Origin of the sequence: Leptothoe sp. EHU-05/26/07-4, from assembly GCF_043421015.1 — a bacterium.
Taxonomy (GTDB): Bacteria; Cyanobacteriota; Cyanobacteriia; order Phormidesmidales; family Phormidesmidaceae; genus Leptothoe; species Leptothoe turfae.
In genome coordinates, this window is sequence record NZ_JAXSQV010000004.1 from 1,153,552 (window position 1) to 1,173,423 (window position 19,872).

Sequence of the window (19,872 nt, forward strand, 5' to 3'; positions counted from 1 at the left end):
ACCCCACCCGATACATTGATTCTCCTTGTAGCTTTTCAAAAGCTAATTGTTTTACCAACGCGCTGCCATGTCTGAGCTTCGCATCGTTTCGCTAATTCCCAGCGCTACAGAAATTGTTATCCACCTAGGATTTGGAGAGTCACTGGTGGGTCGTTCCCATGCCTGTGACTTTCCGCCGGAGGTGCAGAAATTGCCAGTGTGTACGTCCCCGAGTTTTGATCCCACTGGCAAAAGCCAAGAAATTCATGACCGGGTCAGCGAACTGCTGCATCGAGGGCTGAGTGTCTATAACGTCAATGTGGAGAGGCTACAGGAGCTGCGTCCCACACACATTTTGACCCAAGACCAATGTGAGGTTTGTGCTGCCAGTCTGTCCGATGTGAAAAAGGCGGTTGCCCAGATCATTGATCCCCAGCCTGAAATTATTTCTTTAAAGCCTCAAATCTTAGCCGACCTGTGGGACGATCTCCGGCGGGTGGCAACATCATTAGATGCAAACAATGGAGATGCGATCGCAGATCTCACCATTGCGCAACTCCAGGGGCGACTCCAGGAGTGCTTGGCAAAGGTGCCAGCCAAGTTACCCCAACCCACCGTTGCCTGTCTAGAGTGGACCGATCCGTTGATGGGGGCAGGCAACTGGGTGCCAGAATTAGTGTCCATGGCGGGTGGTCATCCTTTATTTGGGAAAGTGGGGCGTCATTCTCCCTGGCTGCCTTGGGACGATCTCAATGCGGCTGAGCCAGATATATTAGTGGTGATGCCCTGCGGTTACGATCTGCAACAGGGCCGTCAATCGGTGGATCAACTTACCCAAATGTCTTCCTGGCAAAATCTAAAAGCGGTTAAAGATGGCCGTATCTTTTTGGTGGATGGCAATCAATACTTCAATCGACCGGGACCCCGTTTAGTGGATTCTCTGGAGATTTTGGCGGAGATTCTGCACCCGGATGAGTGTTCCTTTGGGTATGCGATGAAGGCGTGGAAAATTTATTAGGGTCGCAAGAGGTATTTGTTATTGGTCCTTGGTTATTCGTTAGTTGCTGTTTGTTAAGTATTAGCCTAATTGCGGCAATCAACTAATAACCAATAACTAGGAACTAAGTACTAAAGTGCTGATATCCCTGCCCTTGATCCAATCGAATATTAGGCCCATGGTTCACATCGTCAATGAGTCGAATTTCATTGGCCGTAGTGGTCTGACCAATAATCTGACTGCCAGGTAGTTTGTTGACAAAAGCCTTGGCAATATCTGGTGGTAGGCTCAGCACCAGCTCAAAATCTTCGCCGCCGTAAAGGGTCCAGTTTTCGGCGGTCGATTGCCCGACTGCTTCGGTTAAACCAGGGGGAATCGGTAGCTGCGATCGCAAAACTTTTGCCCCCACCTGACTCTGATGGCAGATTTGAATGACAGCGTCTGCCAGACCGTCGCTGGTGTCCATGGCAGCGATATTGCCGAAATCTTGTAGCTGTAAGTGTAGGGCTGCGATCGCGTCAAACCTGGGCACAGGTCGTTGGTGGGCTTTAATCCATGACTGGGCTGCCGAGCCTGATCCCTTGAGTTCATCTAGTTCATCTAACAGTAGGGCTAAGCCTGCACGGGAGGCCCCATGAATACCGGTAGTCACAAGGGTTTGGTTGACTTGGGCGCGACTGCGATAAATAGCTTGATGCTGGGGGACGATACCTAAGGCGGTAATGGCTAAACTGCGCTGGTTGCCTCGGCAGAGGTCGCCACCGATAATGGCACCGCCGTATTTTTCTAAACAGTTATGCATCCCCTCATATAGCGCTTCGACCCAGCCCCAAGATGTAGCTGGCGGTAGGGTGAGGCCGATAGTGATGCCCATGGACCTGGCACCCATGGCTGCCAGGTCCGACAGGTTAACGGCGACAGCCCGCCAGCCGAGGGCATTGGGGGATAGGGTGCGATCGCAAAAATGTACCCCCTCAATTAAGACATCTGAGGTAACCACTAGCTGTTCACCAGCCGGTAACGACTGCACAGCACCGTCATCACCAACGACGGCTGCGCAATACTGACGCAGCCGTTTGAGGATTTCGTGCTCACCTAGTTGAGCAAGGGTGATGCCAGCGGTGCTCAAACCTTTGGTTCAACCAAATTATCTAAACCATTCACCACCTTAGCGGAGATGATTTTGCCGCCCTGGCGGCCCATGTGATCCAGGGCATCCTGTCCTTCAATGGTGTAGCCAAATACCGCATAGCGACCATCCAGCAGATTGAGCCCGGCGGGTGTTAACTCTGGCTCAAATAAGAAGAAAAAGAATTGGGACGATCCTCCATCTGGCTCAGACTCAGGACGGGCCATGGCCAGGGCACCAAACGAGTTAAACGGTAGTACAGGCTTCTCTAGAAAACGTCCTAGTTCTTCCAGTGTGGCTCCATAGGTGGGTTTTTCATCACCTTCCACCAAAATTTCTAGCGGAATAGCACGATATTTCTGGGTTTTTGGATCAATAAACCCAGCTTCAGGACCGTCTGGGTCACCCGTTTGTAACACATAGTTTTCTTCAGCTCGGTCAAAGGTCATGCCGTCATAAAAACCCCGCTTCACCAAGTCCACGAAGTTGCCCGCAGTAATGGGTGCACTGTAACCGTCAACAACTACGATTACGGGGCCTTCATTGGTCTTAAATTCGATGGTGGCGCGACCTTTCAATTGAGGAAGGTTGTCATACTCGGTCGGTACTTCGTAGGGAAAGCCCTTCACCATTAAGTATTCCAGGTCACCGATGGTATTGAGGGTGACTCGTCGACTTGCCCACAGGGTTTCTAAGTCCTTGGTTTTGACCGCCTTCTCCATTACTTCCAGTTGACTATCCATCTTTTCCAGCAACGGGTCAGCCATGGAGCGCCGCTCTTCAGGAATTGCTTCGACAATGGCCGCACGCTTACGATGAATTAGCTTTGACGATTGGTAAATATCCCGCTTTGCTCGGCCCCACTGTTTTGTACGTAATGCATAGTTCAAACCTTCTAACTTATCCTGAACCTTTCGAATCTCAGGACTATCAATGGGTAGGGCATAGCGTAATAGAGCATTAGGGTCAGTAATGGCATCACCAGGGGGTAGATAAGCAACTGGTAAGGCTACTGAAGGGATGGGACCAGCCTGGGCAGACGGCACTAAAAACCAACCCATGCTGAGGAAAAAACTAAAACCGACGCCTAAAAGACCCGCAAGAGCGGCCTGAAAGCTGTATTGAAAACGAGCCATAGTTGTAAATTAACGACAACGGCGTGACAAACCTTTACGATCTTGCCATAGTGTGGCTCGTCTCAGATAGTTCCTGTTAGGGAGCTAAACGTCTTGTACCCCCGACTGCATTGGCCATACTATTCAACCGTACGGGGAAATGACCACTGGGCTGTACAATAAGGGCCGACTATCAACCCCTGACTATCAACTAACCTACTGTCTGCCAGCACCATGATTTCTAGTAACGATTTTCGTACCGGCACTAGCATTGAACTTGATGGCTCCGTGTGGCGAGTGGTGGAGTTTCTCCACGTAAAACCTGGGAAAGGGGCAGCATTTGTACGCACTAAGCTGAAAAATGTGCAATCGGGTAGCGTTGTTGAGCGTACCTTTCGCGCTGGGGAGACCGTTCCTCAGGCTATTTTGGAAAAAAGCGTGATGCAGCACACCTATCGCGATGGTGAGCAGTACGTGTTTATGGATATGGAAACCTATGATGAAGCCCAGCTCTCGGCAGAGCAGATTGGGACTCAGGTGAAGTATCTCAAGGAAGAAATGGAGGTTACCGTTCTGCGCTGGAATGGCCAGGTTTTGGAGGTGGATTTGCCGAACTCGGTCGTTTTAGAAGTGACAGAAACGGATCCTGGTGTGAAAGGGGATACAGCGACTGGCGGTACCAAGCCTGCAAAAGTTGAAACCGGTGCCCAGGTGATGGTACCTCTGTTTATCTCAATTGGTGAACGCATCAAGATTGACACTCGTAATGATTCCTATCTCGGTCGAGAATAGGTTTGGGGGGTGCTCAGTGCCCTATGGTTAGGTTTTGCAATTTTTGTGTCTATTTCAATGCTAGATTGCCTTAGTTAGGTTCTGTGGGTTAGGCGTCTCTAATCGTTTATTTGGAGTGTACATAGTGGATTTGGATTTTAGTGAGCTTCGTCAGCTAGTTGCCGCTCTCGATCAAACGGATATTGCTGAGCTGACGCTTAAAAATCCTCAGTTTGAGCTCACCCTGCGTAAAGCGACTGCTCCCAGTCAATCGGTGGTACTGTCTTCGGATGCTACTGTATCTGCTGCTGCTATACCGTCCGTTGCACCAATGATGGCATCGCCACCTGCTACAGGTGCTGCTGCTACAGAGCCCGCTGCACCACCTGTGTCTAGTCCATCCGATTTGTATGAGATTACGTCTCCCATGGTGGGCACCTTTTATCGTTCTCCAGCTCCTGATGAGTCTCCGTTTGTCGACACAGGCGATCGCATCAAACCCGGTCAAACAGTTTGCATCATTGAAGCGATGAAGCTGATGAACGAACTGGAAGCTGAAGTATCTGGTGAGATTGTAGAAATCTTAGTTCAGAACGCTGAACCGGTTGAGTTTGGTCAGCCCCTGATGCGAGTAAAGCAGAGTTAATCGGCGGGGGGTGGGACGCACAGCACCTGGATAGGGTTTTTAATAATCATGGGCGTTGCTGACCTCTGGGTTGGCTTTACCGGTGGTGTGCTTCTTAACAACCGAACAGTTTATAGAAATATTTTTGCACACAGTAACTTAATAATTTGTCTAAGGTGTATGGGGAAATCTCTTGATTTTCTGCCTACTTGTCTGGATTGCTATGATGTAGACTACCTAGAAAGGTTCTGCCTTTAGTAGACTTGGGCATTCTTTACACAGATGCCGGTCTATTGCAGGTACTTAGTTTATGCCTTAGGCAAGCCACTAAACTAGCTCTATTCAATTAGTTTTTCGTTCAAGAAGGAGGTGTGCCCTCGGTAGAGATATGCCAGATGTCCAGCTCTAAAGCCGCTTAGTTAAATGGGTTTAACAACCGTCGTTAAACAAACAGGTGGTACGTGTACGGCATTGTGTATTGATCAAAAGGAGAGAAGCATGCAAGATACCCCTCGACAGCTCATTCAACGTGAATCAGAGTCCCGCGCCTGCAAAGCTCCGAAACAAACACGGCTCTACAAACGCTTAGAAGAAGCTCTCCACAGTGGTAGTGAAGTCTGGTTTCGAATGCCAGGCACACGATTAGTCGGCATTCCTATTTATTTAGATAGTGACTACGTGGAAGTCGTAGATGTGGATGTCGCAGAAGGTTATGAGGATGATGAATTACCAGATGATCCTTATCAACGGACGGTGTGGCTGATTCGTTTAGCTGAGATTAGTGCTATTTCCTACGCGACAGATCGCTGGTCGAAGGATCGATTTGAGCGATTATTAGACCAAAGTGACTCTGAACAATAGCTTTAGGACCTTCTAAGGAGAGAAGTAAAGGTATTGCTGATCATCGGGATGACCTTTAGCAGTAATGGCTCTAGCTCGGTTCATCCCCTAAATCAGCAATTGTGAAGTGAATTGGTTTGAGCTTTGGTTTTTTTCAACTACCTCTAAAGACCTGAAGCTCAAACCTTGTTTATGCTTAATGGTTATTTGGAAAATGTTTTGTGCTAGGTTTCTTCTCAAGCTGATGGAGAAACTGATGTAGTGTGAGAGTTTTTTGAATTAGTTGGCTGATTGAGAGTGCGGAAATAGCGGCTACCTATGACTAGCCAGAACAATACATAGGCGAGTAACTGTAATAGGTAGATGCGATCTCGATAACCCAGCAGCACTTTCAAAACAACGCCTGGAAATTCTTTATCTGGCAAGATTTGGCTAGTGTTCCAGATTTGAGGCCCCAATACACAAGACTGTTGAAACCCAAGACAGAGGTCAACCGATAAGCTGTTGAATTGACTAATAGTGGCAAAGGTAATATCGATGTTGCGGAAAACTGAAACTACCAGGCCTGAGATAATGAACAACAGCAATACACCCATAACTTGAAAAAACAGCTTCAAGTTAATGCGAATGCCCCATTTAAATAATCCAAAGCCAATGAATGTTGCTCCCAACAGCCCCATAACAACTCCTAATAAGTTGTCAGTTAATGTTTGGGATTGGGTAAACAAAAATAAAACTGTTTCAAATCCTTCTCTTAATACCGCGATACAAACCAAACTAAAAATACTGAGACCTGCAGATTCATTGCCAAGGGCATTGGTGACAGTTTGATTAATCTCTGTTTTAAGGGTTCTGGCCTGGCGGGTCATCCACAGCAGCATCCAGCTCAGCATAATAATGGCGATACTGCCAAACAGAATGCCCAGGATCGGTTTCAATAGAGCTTCAGCATTGGGCATAACATACTGCACCTGCTGCAGTCCTAAGCCTAAAAATGAGCCTATTAAAATGCTGCCTATTATCCCAGCGGCCACGCCTCCAAAAACCCATTGATTTAGGTCCATTTTGCCAGCCTTATTCAGGCAGGCTAATACAATCCCGACCACTAGTGCGGCTTCTACGCCTTCACGCAGGGTGACGATAGCGACTGGTATAGCGGAGGCAATGTCCATGGGGTAGTGGAAAATGTTGAGCATAAAGCTTGGATGGTATCTATTATGCCGTGTTGCTGTAATCTGCCCATGCCTGATTGTACTGTCAGGCTAATCCTATTTCCTGAAGGCGTTGCTGTAGATATTGCCCGGCTGTTTGGGTGGGAAACTTAGGTGTGCCGCCTGTGCGTTTGATGCAATTGGGGAGCGGTGTGAGATCAAAGTCTGGTCGTGGATGCATAAAGAATGGCAGAGAAAAACGACGATCTCGACCATCCATATTGACCACTCGATGCGTTGTGCTTTTGAACACGCCATTACTCAAGGCCTGCAGCATATCTCCAGTATCCACAATAATTTGACCTGGCAAGAACTCAATGGCAAGCCAGCTGCCGTCTGCTTGCAAGAGTTCCAAGCCAGGTTCGGTGGATTCACATAGCAGGGTGATCAGATTAATGTCCTCATGGGGAGCCGCCCTCAGACTTTTGGGAGGGATAGGCTCTGACAATGGTGGGTAGTGCAGTATTCGTAAAATGCTTTTTCCTTGCCTAGCCTCTTCATCAAAGAAGTTTGCGGGCAAGTCTAGATAAAGGGCACAGGCTTTTAATAAGTCAGCTGCGCAGGCTTCTAGCTCTCGATATAGCGCTGACATTAACGGCTGAAATGTCGGTACTTCTTGGGGCCAGGGGTTTGCCAGTTCTGCTTCGCGCCCCACATGCCAGAACTCTTTGAGATCAGGGGCATCGCTATCTTTTGCATGTTCTTGACCAAAGCGAGTAAAACCACGCTGTTGATTAATGTCTGGTCGTTCGTAGTTTTGTTTAGTCGCTTCTGGCAGTGTAAAGAAATTAGCTGCCGCACCATAGGCAGATTTAATTAAACTGCCCTCAATGCCATGGTTTTCTAGAGCAAAAAAGCCCACAGTTTCTAACGCTTGGCCCAAGGCGAGGACGAATTCCTGCTGTTGGCCAGGTGAACCATGGAGGAACGTTTGTCGGTCTAAGGCAGGCAGGATGGCGGTGGTCATAAAAACGGAGAAGGCAGAAGGGCACAGAGTAAAAGCATAGAGGGTGAGCACTGCCCACCCGGCTAGGACGCTTAACTATAAAGGTCAGAATAAATTCTAGGAAAAAGGCTCTTAGGTAATGAAGTCTAATGTGGGGAAATATAGCCTGGCGATAGATATTGCGCCAGAAACATAGAACATTTAGCTATGAAACAGCGACTCAACCTATTAGGTCTATTGAGCATTGGCGTGTTAGGGGTTAGTTTATTCGGCCTAACCTCATCAGTCAAAGCTCAGTCCACACTACGTTTGAATTACGATACGTCATCTTTTGAAAATCTACAGCTGACAGGGCGCGATATTGGAGTGCGAGTTAGCTACACCCACCACAGTGAAATGGATGAGCAGGATGAGAATAATTTGAGCTATCAGCTGCTTTATGAGGGTGAAGAGCAAGAGGCTGTGGATACCTTAGCTTGGACATTTGCTGAGTTTCAGTTGCAAGATTTAGATAGCGACGGCACCGAAGAAATTATTGTGCGTAACTATTCTGGGGGTGCCCATTGCTGTACGAATACAACAATTCACCGCTGGACAGGTGAAGCATTTGCCAGTGTAGAGACTGGTTATCTAGATGGGATAGGTCCTGATATTGCAGATGTTAACGGTGATGGCTATGTGGAAATGGCTGTGCCTCATCAGGCGTTTCTCTACAGGTTTGGCAGTTACGCTGAGTCATTCCCACCGGTGATGTTTTTCACCTATCGAGATGGGGAACTGGTAGATACTACACGACAATTTCCAGAGCAAATTCGAGAACAAATAGAGACTTTTCAAAGCGTCTTTGTGAGAGTTCGAGAAGAGGATGATTATGTTTCTAACAGTTTGTTGGCTAGCTATGTGGCTCAACATGCTGTGCTAAATGAAGATTTTGATGCTGCCTGGCAGTTTATGCTCGACAACTATGATCGTGAGGCTACCTGGGGGTTACAAATCTATGAGGAGGGGGAACAGGTGGGTACACATCCGGATTTCCCGACAGCATTACGGGCATTTTTAATTGAAATCGGTTATTTGGGTGAGGATGGATTGCCGATTAGCGATCGCTAATCTGGCTAACGGTTTTTCATTGCAAGCATTTGATATTCCGGGGTAAGCACAAGGCATTACCCCTACGAGCTCGTCCACCAAGGGCGCGGGGGTACTGAATTCGGATTTCATATCTTATGTAAAGGATTGCGCCATACTCATAGAGTCATGATCTAAAGGTGGGTGATCCTGTGGAAACGTCTTTGCGTAATCTCAGTTTATCTCTCTTTCAACCCAGTTGAGCAATGACCCCTGATTATGTGGCTATTATTCTTTGACCAAAGCTAGGCGATTCTTAGCTCATGACATTCCAACAATTCTTTCCTTTCTTAAATGAATTCTCCCTGCGACGAAAGCCCTGATTGATAAACTGTTACTCGAAAAATTTCCATTAGCTGGGATTGCTCGAGTGGTGGATGTCTCAGAACCTTGGTTACAGCAATACGTGAATGCCAAATATCAGCGAGTCCCCCGCTAGACAAAGGTGAGCAAGGTAAAAAGGGGCGGCTAACCCTAGAGTGTGATGAGGCGTGGTCATTGGTGGGCAATCAAGGCAACAAACAGTGGATTTGGTTGGCGATTAACCGAGAGACCCGTGAGATCGTGGGCATGCATGTGGGAGACCGCAGCCGCGAAGGGGCCAAAGCGCTCTGGCAATCGATACCGTCTGTCTATTGTCAGTGTGCTGTCTGCTATACCGACGTTTGGGAGGCGTATGGGACCATTTTGCAAAGCAAGCGACATCGAGCCGTAGGTAAAGAAACCGGGCAAACCAGTCATATTGAGCGATTCAACTTGAGCGATTCAACTGTACCTTGAGACAACGAGTGTCCCGACTAGTTAGAAAAATCTTGTCGTTCTCCAAAAAGTTAGAGAATCACATTGGGGCTATCTGGTACTTCATTCACCATTACAATGCATCCTTACCCGTTTAGGACTACCTTATTACCTACTGTTCCCCACTGGAATTGATATCTTCTCCAAGACTTTGTGATTGCGCTTGGATCGGGGGATCTAAAAAAGATCGAGAATTAGGAGATTTGTTGGTGGGAGCAGATTTAGCTAGCGTCAAGAAGAAGAAAGAGAATTGAAGAAGTCCAGTAGCGACAACAATCAGAGATACTATATGGAACATATCAGTCACTTTACCTAAACTCAGCTCACTAGAGATAAGGTAAGCTAAAAGGCCTATAGCTACAGTGTATCCAGCACGGAAAAACTTTTTTTCACCAGGAGACTTTAGCTTTTTCATGTGTTGAGCCTCAAGTTAATCTAAAAATCAGGATAGTGATATCGATCATGAGCCAAATAGCAAACATGATCGATATAAAGAACATGAAGTAAGCTATCCCAGGCTCTGCTTCTTTAACCGTAGGGTACGCAACTCCCAAAACAGTGCTAATTACAGGCTTGAGAACCCACTTAAAAAGGGCTGATTCAAATATTCCTGGCATTGTTGTAAGATCTCCTAGCAAACAGGTGTTTAAGTGCGGCTCTCTTGATCTTTAGTCTTGTCTGAACACAACTCTCATGATGGCAACCTCCGATGCTGACCAGAGCCTTGTTATTAGCATTTTTGTGGATCTAAATATTTCAGTGTAGTGTAATTTCAACTTACTCTTGCTAAAGTCTTGAAATATGTTCAGGCTTTGGTGCGTGAATAAAGAAGTTGCGGAGCCGTAGGTGCCGGTAAAGTGTAGTTACCACACAAACACGGTACCGATGAAACGCACCTACAAACTCCGCAACTGGTCTGAGTATAACGCTGCTCTGGTAAAGCGAGGAAGTCTGACGTTATGGCTCAGTGATGAGGTGATTGCCGAGTGGAAAAACACTCAAAAGACTGGTAAACCAGGGGCATCGAAAGACTATAGCGATTTAGCCATCCAAACACTCTTGACCTTCAAAGTGCTCTATGGACTGGCCTTACGTCAAACCATTGGCTTTGCAGGGTCTATCTTTGAACTGATGGATGTATCGGTAGACTTACCGGTGCATACAACATTGTCACGTCGTCAACAGACATTACCGATTGATTTACCGATTCAGCCGACCTCTGGCAGTCGTCATGTGGTGGTTGATAGTACGGGCATTAAAGTGTACGGAGACGGGGAATGGAAAACCCGGCAGCATGGGGTGAGCAAACGTCGCACTTGGCTCAAACTCCATTTGGGTGTCGATGAGCAAACCGGAGAGATTCTGGCTGCCGTAGTGACTTCGAACGCCATCACTGATGGCGAGATACTCCCGGACATCCTCGACCAAATTCCCGATGAGATTGACCAAGTGAGTGCCGATGGGGCGTATGACCGCACCTACTGCTATGACGCCATTGATGAGCGTGATGCAACGGCAGCGATTCCCCCTCGCAAAGATGCCAAAATTTGGTTTCATGGCAATCGCAAACAGGCCCCGCATCCACGAGATGAAAACTTACGAGCGATTCGCAAACAGGGACGGTCTACCTGGAAAGAAGAGATAAACTATCATCGACGGTCTTTGAGTGAAACCATGATGTATCGACTCAAAACTATGTTCACAGGTGAGGTGTCTGCACGAGGGATTGAAAATCAAACGACAGAATTACTGTTGGAATGTTCTATTCTCAATCAGTTCACCCACTTAGGAATGCCCGATAGCTATCCTATTGAAGCCTAAGATCGATATCCTAGAGGACCGATCTGTCTACCAAAATATTCACGCACCAAAGCCATATGTTCATCAAATTGGTGGAAGCATTGTACTCATCTTGTTGCTGCTATATCAGTTGGAACGAAGAGTTGGGTCGTATCGACCAATATTTTGACGTACAGTATAAATGAACTAACTCTACGATTCGACTATATATTCAGCGTCAGATCTGGCAGATGGAAGCTGTCAGAGAATGATAACTTTCTTCCTCAACACACTCTTTCTATCCCATAAAAACACTCTAGATCTTGCACACGAGTGCTGTTTTTGCACAAAATTGCTATCTATGAACTCCCAAACTTCTTAGGCGTCACGCCAGTTAACCCTTTGAAATGACGGTTTAGATGGCTTTGATGTGTAAAGCCACAAGAAATTGCAATACTAGCAATCATCATTTCGCCTTCCAACAGTAGTTGTTTTGCACACTCCACTCTTTGCTGAATAATATACTGATGAGGGGTAATTCCCATTGATTGTTTGAATGCACGCGCAAAATGATAGCGACTGAGTCTCGCCACCTTGGCCAATTCGTCTAAGCTAAGTTCTCGCTCTAGATTATCGCGTATGAGTTCTTTAACCAGTTTTAACTTATGAGGAGATAAACCGCCTGAGTAAGGTTTGATAGGTTTTGTCCGTGTTGAATAGTTCTGTAGCAGATGAACAGCCAATGCATCTGCCATAGATTGCACATAAACTCGGCTACCAGTTCTGTTGTACATCAGTTCATTTTTAATTGCCAGGCCAATCTGTTGAATGAGTAAATCTTCGATGGAAGCAACTGAATACATGAGTTCAATCTTATCGTCGTCAAGTAGTGCTTGTGAATGACCAGATAACAACGTTGGATCTAAATGAAGGTACAAGTGATGCAGGTCCTTATCCCAGCAACTCCACATGGGTAACTGAAATGGGAAAATACCAATACCTCCGGTAAATATTTGCGCTTCCTCATACTTTCCATCGGTAATCTGTTCAATACGATGGCTCTGTCCAAGATTAATTCCGATTGTGTAATTATCTAGAATAATTTCCTGATGAACTTCTCCTTGTGGCAGGTTTAGAATTTCTACACCAATACCCTCGCCATTTACTTGGTAGTTTGATAGTATTGTTGACTTATTGAGGTCCTCTGGGGAAGATTCTTCAACTTTCGGAGTGATAGCTATATCTTTATTATGTGAAATGATAGCGATGTCTCTCTCATCAGATTTCATTTTTAGAGATCCCCTGGAACTATTTTGCACAAACCTGTTATGACTTGAGAAACTTCTTAGGCGTCACACCAGTTAACCCTTTGAAGTGACGGTTTAGATGACTTTGATGAGTAAAACCGCAGGCGAGTGCAATATCAGCAATCGTCATTTGATTCTGCAACAATAGTTGCTTTGCGCGCTCCACTCGTTGCTGGATAATATATTGATGAGGAGTAATTCCCATTGATTGTTTGAATGCGCGCGAGAAGTGGTAGCGGCTAAGCCTCGTCACTTTCGCAAGCCCATCCAAACAGAGTTCATGAGACAAGTTGTCATTTATATAGTCCTTCACCAGCTTTAAGTTTTGCGGTGATAGCCCACCTGAGTAAGGTTTGATAGGTTTTGTCCGTGTTGAATAGTTCTGTAGCAGATGTATAGCTAATGCATCTGCCATAGATTGCACATAAACTCGCGTTCCATTTTTATGTCGGCTATGGGCTATTTCGTTCTTGATTGCTATGCTCAGTTCCTGAATCAGTAAATCTGTATTAGCAGTCAGTGATGGGATTAGTTCAACGTTATCGTCATCAAATAGCTCTTGTGAATGTCGAGATAATAACGTGGGTTCTAGGTGAATGTATAAATGTTTTATAGCTCTATCCCAACGGCTCCACAGTGGTAGCTGATATGGAAAAATACCGACGCATCCATTCAATAGAGAAGCTTGTGAGTAGCGCCCATCAATCGTTTGCTCAATCTTGTGACTCGGGCCAATATTAGTACCAATTGTGTGATTGTTTAATGTAACTTCTTGGGGAACTTCTCCTTGTGGAAGGTTGAGGATCTCTACACCAATCTCCCATAGATTCTTCTGAATGTTTGGTTCAGGAAAGCCTACTGGGAAAAAATCTTCAATAGTTGAAACACTTATCGAGTCATGACTATGAGATTTCATTGCTAGAGCCCTCTACATCACCTAAACTAACGAAGCGGCTACTAGCTAGTATATAAGCCCTAAAAGCCCCGTAAGCAATAGGTTTGCAAAAGTTTTGAGTCTAACCAGAGTAAGTGATTTTAGCGATTTCCTTTTCTTAAAAGGCTTGATTGTTATACGTTTGAGCAATCTGAGGGCCAACCTAGCTGCCCTCAGATTCTCCTTTTTCATCCCGTTCAGGTTCATTCCGTCCCGAATCCAATCCCCCACTCCTCACCACCTCTATACTATAAACTTTTCGCTATGAGTAGTACCCTCAAGGGTACTTTTTCCTTTTCAAATCAAGGTGCATTGTAAATGATCGCTCCATCCTCCCTGGTATGTCCGTTGGCTGTTGTTGTATCGAGGACTTCAGCTAGGAGCTGCATCGCTCCAATATTCTCAGATTTGGTCGAAATAGTCCTCAGCCAATCAATACCTGTCGGTACAACTAGAGTACATCCGAGGACTTCGGCAATGAGCAACAGCAGGTCTCCTGCCGGAGCTTTTTCGGCACTTATAGAATATGTCATATCCGGCGATGGCTGTCCTTCACCACATGAACTACATCCACATCCAGAACTTTTTGGATAGCTGAAAAATCCGGAATGTAACTCCGAGCTTGTGAGTAACTCTTTTGTTCCGACGACAATAGATCTACCGCCTTGAATCATTGCTACTGAGTTCCTTTCACCGACGGTCTCACAAAGCTGGGAAACCGCTTCCAGCGGGTTCGCGAAACGAAGAGTACAATTGAGTTTGTCTTGAAGAATGCCGCCGACGGAACGGATTGGTGTTTCGGTGCCGTTTCCAATTCGTTCCAACGCCAACCATGCAAACATGTTCTTTAGCTCATATTTCATGGGTGCGAATGGTGCATGCATGCGATAACAAGTACCACCAGCGCAAATGCATCCACAAGGAACGCTGCCGGAACAAGACCCACAAGAAAAGCACGTACAGCCTACCATTTTCAATCCTCCTCCAAAGTCGGTGATTAGGTGCGCGTAAATCGAAAGTTTGATTTGGTATCAGCAGTCTTTTCTAGCGAGACGGCAATGGGCATTGTGAATTTTTCTTATACCGCCGCATCGGATTGCACCGAGCGATGTGTGCGTGTGTGGGAAGCCAAGGCATACGGTGCGTCGCTGTACACTTCGATCTCGCTCATGAATAGTATGGATAACTCGATGGCGTAGTACAACACTAGAAGTACTACATAAGACCCACACTCCTAGATCTTATCTATTACTTCTGCGTGGTACCCTTCTATTCACAGAACTTATGACAAAATTTTGCTTTTATAACCCTTAAATTCCGTCTCTAATAGCGCAGAATCCTCGCTAATAACAGTATCCTTAGGTATACTTTTTCTTTTCAATCCAGACCCTTGGCCTTTATGGGTACTGTAAGATGTTAAACTTTTGTAGTATATTTGAAAAAACTTGCTAAGGTTACATGGAAACGTAAGCTTGGCAAACATGTTACTAGTTGCCATATGATTGCTCAAACGTAGAGCAGTCAGGATTTTTCAGGGGAAAACCCGAAAATCGCTGGAATGGCGTGTTCTGGTTAGCTGTAGCTACAGGCCTTTTGGTTTACCCTATCTCTGGTGAGCTGAGTTCAGGTAAAGTGACTGATGTGTTCCATATAGTATCTCTAACTGTTGTTGCTATTGGGATTCTTCAATTTTCTTTCTTCTTCTTGACGATAGCTAAATCTATTCTTACTACCAAACCTCCTAATTCTCAGCTTTTTCTGAGTCTCCCGGCCCAAGCACGACCACAAAGCCTCGGAGAAGATATTATTTCAGTGAGGAACAGTTGTAAGAGAGCGAGAGTCCCCCAAATCTATCTTTAATACCACACGCCCATCTCAAAGCGTGGTACCCCAAGGGTACTCTTCTCTGCACACTCCAGATTGAAGGTAGAAGTTTGCGCTGTTGCACGACTTGATGTTGGAGTGTCTGGTGCGAGGTTGTATGCTGGGTGGTAGGGGTGTGTGGATGATAGGCATAAGGGAAGGGTGTGGATAAGGATCAGGAGGAGGAGGATAAGGGAGAGAGTGAGAATCCCCTTACCTGATTTTTAGATCGAGATTGCTTACTCCAAAGAATCCATAAGTATAGTGCGGTTCCTAAAACACATCGGTGAGGCATTAAGAGTCACAACAAGCACCGCACTCAACCGGAGAGGCGATCTCATTCCAGTTTCCGTACGAACCGCCTTTCCGATGGAGCAATTTGTTATTTGACTATGCGTGGTAAACCACTACAGAATCAGTACTCGCTGTTTCTCGTATTACCACAACATGACAGAGCTCTCGCCGCTAGCCCATTCGTAGTACATACGAATCCGTAGGACGTAGCGACGGCCTGAGTATAGACGCACTGATAACTGTGCATTTCGATCCCAGCCGCTATCGTCATCACCCGCCACGTAACGATAATCCCCGTTTTCTTCCTCGAATAGGACCATCACGACGTCCGAAGAGCCAAATGTCTGGATGGTGTACGTGCGTGTTGCCGTCGGTGCTATGGAAAAATCCCTTTGCTGCCCGGGAGCGATTGATAATCTTTGCAGTTCAAATGGCTTCAACTCCGTGAAGATTGGCGTGTTGGGTGGGTAAAATCGCCGCACTTGTTCCCGGTCGGTGTCTGATAGACCCGGCTCAGGTGTCAGTCCGTCCTGGTATTCTTCGGGTTGGAGTATCAACCCCGCTTCAAAGGCATAGTGCATGATCGAATTGGGATCCCACTCGGAACCTTCGACTTGACTACGCGGAAGTTTATCCAAAATGTTCCTTTCGATTGTTTCAAGCGGCCAGTTGTTTGGTGGGCCGCTGAATTCCTTGATGACAGCTTCGCGATCCCAGACAATGCCAGCAAATGGGTTCTGATGTCCATGAGGAAACCCCAGGGTGTGGCCGATCTCATGAACGGCCACATTTTCTCGCCGCGGATCACGAGTCAAATCCTGCCCAAAGTTCATCGTGCGTTCCGCTTGTCCAATTCGCAGCACGTAGGTGCCTAAATACGACCAGTATCCGTCACCGCGCTGGAATCCGATTCGGACTTCTGCATCGTCGGGCGACGAGACTTCCTCGAAGCTCAATCCGATGCCAACGTCTTTCCAGATTTCGAAACCCTTTCGAACAAGGTCTTTTTGGTCACTATCGGCACCCCAAAAGTCATCTTCAAAGAAATAGTAGTGCAACTTGGTGCCGTTGACCCATTTGTTACCGGTCAACAATATGAGCTCAGCTCGTTCGGCTGACACATTTGCGTCAAATTCACGTGGCGGTACCTTGGGAAGGGAGCAGTAGGTCTCCCGCTCTTTGCCACGACCTTTGTAGCCCTTTTGCAATATCAATGTTGCTAGTTGTCTTTCTACGTTAGCAAGGCGCTTTTCAAGATCATTATCATTCTTAGCCATGGTGTGTTCTCCAATCGGTGATGGGACCAGAAACTAAACTAAAAAACCCTTCGCGACATCGCTAGCTCTCCAAAGATGCAATGGACTCGCGATGCCCGTTACGTTAGGAAACTCCTTCTTCCGTTAACAAAACGAGTGAAAGCGGTTCACTGCAACATCCTGACACCATATAATTACGAAGTTCAATCGTTTCCAACTCATCGGCTCTGTAGTTTCCCGATAGCTAAAAATTATTAGACCCAAAGTTCTCTCCTACTCTATCGGTTGGAATGAAGAGTCTAGAGCGTAGCGGTCAATATTTCCGCGCATAGTGCAAATATACTATATTTGCTGCGATTTAACATGTAATCCAATGCCAGATCTGCTAAATAAAGCTCACGTTTCTAAATCCTATCCATTACTTCTGCGTGATAACACCCTTATTCACAGAACTTATACTGCAATTTTGCCTTTTCAGCCCTTAAATCCTATCCCTCATAGCGTAGAACTCTTGCTGAAGGTAGTATCCCCAAGGGTACTTTTTCTTTTCAATCTTTCAATCCTCAAAGTCCACCTCACTACCACTCCGTTGTTGAACCATCACTATGCACTGCAAAGCCAAAACCATGAGTAACGGCAAGCTTCTGTGTTAATAACTCTCACCAAATGTCTACTAAAACTCACGCAGAAGAAACTTGCTATCAAAGTCTAGGATTTCTTAGTAGTATAATCTATAGTATCTTTAGAAAGATTTCTCTTTGGTACTTGGCCATGTTTCCCGAGAACAAGCATTTAGAAACCTATCTAGTCTCAAACCAAAAAACTAAATCTTCTCCTCCCGTAGCTAATATAACAGTTATTCAATATATCGGGATAGTAGCAATTTCTATCCCCATTTCTGTAGCTGTCTCATTCACTCTATTTAAAAGATTAATAGATTTTAGCCCTATATTTGAGATGGACCCTCCTAGGGTAAATACAATTCCGACTAACCTTCCAACTAGGCCCCCTGAAGATCAACTACCTGAAGAAGACTCTTTCCCTTCTGAGTTGCCTGTTCCTACAAGTCCTACAGTGATTCCTGATAGAACGGATGATTCAGGCAAGATTTCTTCTGATTCTATTCCAACAATTTATATCGATGGGTATTGGATTCGTATTCCTTCATCCTGCAACGGCTTTCACTCCGGAGGGGCTAATTTCCGGGCTAGCCCATCACTGGATGCATCAGTAATCAAGGGTGTTGTTCCAGTCGGAGAGCGCGTATTCTTAACCGGCGAAACAACTTATGGAGATGAGATTATATGGCACAGAGCTTTAAACGAAGCACTTCTTGATCGATCTATAGAGTATGGTGCGCTGAATTTTTTAGTTGCTGATCAAGAAGGTTGGATAGCTAACTGCTTTGTTGAGCAGCTGTAGATGCAGCATTAACCTGCTAGCTAATTGTTGCCGAGCTTCTTTATATGCTTCCATATTTTCCACTTTCCTGTTACTCATTCAGAGTATGAGGCCCTTCTCTTTAAGGATATGGGTATACGACACTACATAAGACCGAAAAGTACCCACAGGGGTACTATCTAAATCTCGTCATAAATCCCACACTTTAATCAAAGCTGAAGTATAAAGGCATCTACAAGACCAACTGGCTTTTTAGAGGGGTGTGGTGAATGCTCCTAATTTTTTGTGGCGTAGTATGCAATACAGCATAAGGCATCCATCTTAAAATAGGAGCAGGTAATTTGAAGGATCTTGTAAAAACTTGGCTAGACCGTCAAGGCATTTGGTTCTACGTTACGCTTCTTATTCTTTCCGCACTCAGCGGTGGAGGGGTTGGGGCGTATCTAAGCAAGCTACCTAACCTACTCAACAGATTAGGGGAGTTAGAAAGTGCACTTGAGGGCATTGCAGCAATTTCAATTCCTAACATTCTGTTGAACACTTCACCGAAAGAAGAGCTTTATTCCTGGGGAAGTCCAATACCCGAACAGGTTAGCGCAACTATAAAAGAATTAGAAGGAATGAGTGATATATCTAAGCGAATAGTATCCATATCTAGTGAGAGAGAAGATGGAACACTAAATTTAGAGTTAAAAATTCAATCTGGAAATTCGCTTTCTCCAAAAGATATCAAGGAATATGATTTCTCTTGTGACAATGCTGCAACTGTCGGAGCGTGCAAAAAATGGACTCTAGATGAGATTGAAACACAAATTTCTTTTGAACAAATTTCTGACCCTGAACTTAAGAAAAAAATTATCAATGAGTGCAAAGAAAAATGGCGAATTCTTCAGGCAGAGTCATCTGTTAGATATGATTCCGGAGGGCAGCCAGATAAAAATGCTACATATGAAGTAATCTGCTTAGCAGAGGACGAGTATTGGTTTGCGCAGGAAGTTATTGTAAGTGACGGTAATACAGAAGTTGTGAGGATAGTAGATTAGAAGTCTTTTATTGACAAAATTTTAGAGTAATCAATTCTCTACCCACCTTCCCCTCCATAACCCCTCGTCTAAGGATCCACAGCTTTTGTCTAAAGTGTCTGAGCACGTTCGACAATCTGCGCCAAGTCACTTAGTTCAGCTCGGAGTCAAGCGGCTAGCGAGATCGCATATGTATTCATAACTCTTGATGTAAACGCTCAATCTCAGCCATAACATTAGGAGAGACATCCTCAGCCATTACTAAATCAATTTTTAATCGATTGTCCAAAGTCAGTAACCTACCTACCGCAGAGTATAGAGCATCGTCTGAGAGTCCCCAAACCGCTAGGTCAAGGTCAGAATTTGCATGGGTAGCATGCCAGTCCACCATCGTAGAGGCACCAGCACCAAGGAACACCAAAAAATGTTTGCGATTCAAACTCATTAGGTCTTGCTTCCTCTCTCAAGTATTAAAGA

At 45.6% G+C, this 19,872-nt stretch carries 18 protein-coding genes and 1 pseudogene; 9 read left to right on the forward strand and 10 right to left on the reverse strand.

Going from position 1 to position 19,872, the window contains the following annotated elements; translation table 11 throughout:
* Positions 1 to 67: 67 nt before the first annotated feature.
* Complete coding sequence (locus U2F10_RS17945; RefSeq protein ID WP_163665423.1) at positions 68 to 997, forward strand: cobalamin-binding protein; 930 nt, start codon at positions 68 to 70, stop codon at positions 995 to 997.
* Positions 998 to 1,100: 103 nt separating this feature from the next.
* Here U2F10_RS17945 and thiL read toward each other — a convergent pair whose 3' ends face one another.
* Both thiL and U2F10_RS17955 read right to left on the reverse strand, forming a co-directional pair.
* On the reverse strand, positions 1,101 to 2,105 hold the full coding sequence (gene thiL, locus U2F10_RS17950) for a thiamine-phosphate kinase (RefSeq protein ID WP_499872933.1): 1,005 nt from the start codon (positions 2,103 to 2,105) through the stop codon (positions 1,101 to 1,103).
* Positions 2,102 to 3,241 (reverse strand): peptidylprolyl isomerase, encoded by a 1,140-nt coding sequence (locus tag U2F10_RS17955; RefSeq protein WP_163696840.1) that lies wholly within the window; start codon positions 3,239 to 3,241, stop codon positions 2,102 to 2,104. The genes thiL and U2F10_RS17955 overlap by 4 nt, the downstream gene beginning before the upstream one ends.
* A gap of 213 nt (positions 3,242 to 3,454) precedes the next feature.
* Between U2F10_RS17955 and efp the strand changes: the two genes are divergently transcribed.
* The 3 genes from efp (at position 3,455) to U2F10_RS17970 (ending at position 5,477) form a co-directional block, all read left to right on the forward strand.
* A complete protein-coding gene (gene efp / locus U2F10_RS17960) occupies positions 3,455 to 4,012 on the forward strand; it encodes an elongation factor P (RefSeq protein WP_163665419.1) in 558 nt (185 codons plus the stop codon).
* A 124-nt stretch (positions 4,013 to 4,136) separates the two neighbouring features.
* Positions 4,137 to 4,637, forward strand: coding sequence for an acetyl-CoA carboxylase biotin carboxyl carrier protein (gene accB, locus U2F10_RS17965; protein ID WP_163696838.1), 501 nt, complete (start codon positions 4,137 to 4,139; stop codon positions 4,635 to 4,637).
* A gap of 477 nt (positions 4,638 to 5,114) precedes the next feature.
* Positions 5,115 to 5,477, forward strand: a complete 363-nt coding sequence (locus U2F10_RS17970) for a hypothetical protein (RefSeq protein ID WP_163665415.1) — start codon at positions 5,115 to 5,117, stop codon at positions 5,475 to 5,477.
* Positions 5,478 to 5,692: 215 nt separating this feature from the next.
* Here U2F10_RS17970 and U2F10_RS17975 read toward each other — a convergent pair whose 3' ends face one another.
* Complete coding sequence (locus tag U2F10_RS17975) at positions 5,693 to 6,628, reverse strand: FTR1 family iron permease (RefSeq protein ID WP_499872934.1); 936 nt, start codon at positions 6,626 to 6,628, stop codon at positions 5,693 to 5,695.
* An 85-nt stretch (positions 6,629 to 6,713) separates the two neighbouring features.
* Positions 6,714 to 7,634 (reverse strand): isopenicillin N synthase family dioxygenase, encoded by a 921-nt coding sequence (locus U2F10_RS17980; RefSeq protein WP_499872935.1) that lies wholly within the window; start codon positions 7,632 to 7,634, stop codon positions 6,714 to 6,716.
* 186 nt (positions 7,635 to 7,820) lie between these two features.
* Between U2F10_RS17980 and U2F10_RS17985 the strand changes: the two genes are divergently transcribed.
* A complete protein-coding gene (locus tag U2F10_RS17985; protein ID WP_499872936.1) occupies positions 7,821 to 8,723 on the forward strand; it encodes an FG-GAP repeat domain-containing protein in 903 nt (300 codons plus the stop codon).
* Positions 8,724 to 9,051: 328 nt separating this feature from the next.
* Positions 9,052 to 9,637 (forward strand): annotated as a pseudogene (locus U2F10_RS17990) (IS1 family transposase); the annotation flags it as partial.
* Positions 9,638 to 9,651: 14 nt separating this feature from the next.
* On the opposite strand, the gene U2F10_RS17995 reads toward U2F10_RS17990, so the two are convergent.
* The gene (locus U2F10_RS17995) at positions 9,652 to 9,954 is read right to left on the reverse strand and encodes a hypothetical protein (RefSeq protein ID WP_499872937.1); all 303 of its coding nucleotides are present in this window, start codon (positions 9,952 to 9,954) and stop codon (positions 9,652 to 9,654) included.
* Positions 9,955 to 10,424: 470 nt separating this feature from the next.
* Between U2F10_RS17995 and U2F10_RS18000 the strand changes: the two genes are divergently transcribed.
* The gene (locus tag U2F10_RS18000) at positions 10,425 to 11,360 is read left to right on the forward strand and encodes an IS5 family transposase (protein WP_499870216.1); all 936 of its coding nucleotides are present in this window, start codon (positions 10,425 to 10,427) and stop codon (positions 11,358 to 11,360) included.
* Between the two features lie 317 nt (positions 11,361 to 11,677).
* Here U2F10_RS18000 and U2F10_RS18005 read toward each other — a convergent pair whose 3' ends face one another.
* The 4 genes from U2F10_RS18005 to U2F10_RS18020 form a co-directional block, all read right to left on the reverse strand.
* A complete protein-coding gene (locus U2F10_RS18005) occupies positions 11,678 to 12,607 on the reverse strand; it encodes a helix-turn-helix domain-containing protein (protein WP_499872938.1) in 930 nt (309 codons plus the stop codon).
* 37 nt (positions 12,608 to 12,644) lie between these two features.
* The gene (locus tag U2F10_RS18010) at positions 12,645 to 13,541 is read right to left on the reverse strand and encodes a helix-turn-helix transcriptional regulator (protein ID WP_499872939.1); all 897 of its coding nucleotides are present in this window, start codon (positions 13,539 to 13,541) and stop codon (positions 12,645 to 12,647) included.
* A 320-nt stretch (positions 13,542 to 13,861) separates the two neighbouring features.
* A complete protein-coding gene (locus U2F10_RS18015) occupies positions 13,862 to 14,422 on the reverse strand; it encodes a hypothetical protein (protein WP_499872940.1) in 561 nt (186 codons plus the stop codon).
* A 1,437-nt stretch (positions 14,423 to 15,859) separates the two neighbouring features.
* On the reverse strand, positions 15,860 to 16,993 hold the full coding sequence (locus tag U2F10_RS18020) for a M12 family metallopeptidase (RefSeq protein WP_499872941.1): 1,134 nt from the start codon (positions 16,991 to 16,993) through the stop codon (positions 15,860 to 15,862).
* Between the two features lie 750 nt (positions 16,994 to 17,743).
* On the opposite strand from U2F10_RS18020, the gene U2F10_RS18025 reads away from it, so the two are divergent.
* Together U2F10_RS18025 and U2F10_RS18030 are read left to right on the forward strand one after the other, a co-directional pair.
* A complete protein-coding gene (locus tag U2F10_RS18025; RefSeq protein ID WP_499872942.1) occupies positions 17,744 to 18,394 on the forward strand; it encodes an SH3 domain-containing protein in 651 nt (216 codons plus the stop codon).
* Positions 18,395 to 18,714: 320 nt separating this feature from the next.
* The gene (locus U2F10_RS18030; protein ID WP_499872943.1) at positions 18,715 to 19,416 is read left to right on the forward strand and encodes a hypothetical protein; all 702 of its coding nucleotides are present in this window, start codon (positions 18,715 to 18,717) and stop codon (positions 19,414 to 19,416) included.
* A 175-nt stretch (positions 19,417 to 19,591) separates the two neighbouring features.
* On the opposite strand, the gene U2F10_RS18035 is transcribed toward U2F10_RS18030, so the two are convergent.
* Complete coding sequence (locus U2F10_RS18035; protein ID WP_499872944.1) at positions 19,592 to 19,840, reverse strand: hypothetical protein; 249 nt, start codon at positions 19,838 to 19,840, stop codon at positions 19,592 to 19,594.
* Between the last annotated feature and the right edge of the window lie 32 nt (positions 19,841 to 19,872).

Excerpts from the sequence above, each read along its gene's own strand:
- U2F10_RS17945 (WP_163665423.1), top strand. The coding sequence starts at position 68 with ATGTCTGAGCTTCGCATCGTTTCGCTAATTCCCAGCGCTACAGAAATT.
- U2F10_RS17955 (WP_163696840.1), bottom strand. The coding sequence starts at position 3,241 with ATGGCTCGTTTTCAATACAGCTTTCAGGCCGCTCTTGCGGGTCTTTTA.
- efp (WP_163665419.1), top strand. The coding sequence starts at position 3,455 with ATGATTTCTAGTAACGATTTTCGTACCGGCACTAGCATTGAACTTGAT.
- U2F10_RS17970 (WP_163665415.1), top strand. The coding sequence starts at position 5,115 with ATGCAAGATACCCCTCGACAGCTCATTCAACGTGAATCAGAGTCCCGC.
- U2F10_RS17975 (WP_499872934.1), bottom strand. The coding sequence starts at position 6,628 with ATGGACATTGCCTCCGCTATACCAGTCGCTATCGTCACCCTGCGTGAA.
- U2F10_RS17980 (WP_499872935.1), bottom strand. The coding sequence starts at position 7,634 with ATGACCACCGCCATCCTGCCTGCCTTAGACCGACAAACGTTCCTCCAT.
- U2F10_RS17985 (WP_499872936.1), top strand. The coding sequence starts at position 7,821 with ATGAAACAGCGACTCAACCTATTAGGTCTATTGAGCATTGGCGTGTTA.
- U2F10_RS17995 (WP_499872937.1), bottom strand. The coding sequence starts at position 9,954 with ATGAAAAAGCTAAAGTCTCCTGGTGAAAAAAAGTTTTTCCGTGCTGGA.
- U2F10_RS18000 (WP_499870216.1), top strand. The coding sequence starts at position 10,425 with ATGAAACGCACCTACAAACTCCGCAACTGGTCTGAGTATAACGCTGCT.
- U2F10_RS18005 (WP_499872938.1), bottom strand. The coding sequence starts at position 12,607 with ATGAAATCTGATGAGAGAGACATCGCTATCATTTCACATAATAAAGAT.
- U2F10_RS18010 (WP_499872939.1), bottom strand. The coding sequence starts at position 13,541 with ATGAAATCTCATAGTCATGACTCGATAAGTGTTTCAACTATTGAAGAT.
- U2F10_RS18015 (WP_499872940.1), bottom strand. The coding sequence starts at position 14,422 with ATGAAATATGAGCTAAAGAACATGTTTGCATGGTTGGCGTTGGAACGA.
- U2F10_RS18020 (WP_499872941.1), bottom strand. The coding sequence starts at position 16,993 with ATGGCTAAGAATGATAATGATCTTGAAAAGCGCCTTGCTAACGTAGAA.
- U2F10_RS18025 (WP_499872942.1), top strand. The coding sequence starts at position 17,744 with ATGTTTCCCGAGAACAAGCATTTAGAAACCTATCTAGTCTCAAACCAA.
- U2F10_RS18035 (WP_499872944.1), bottom strand. The coding sequence starts at position 19,840 with ATGAGTTTGAATCGCAAACATTTTTTGGTGTTCCTTGGTGCTGGTGCC.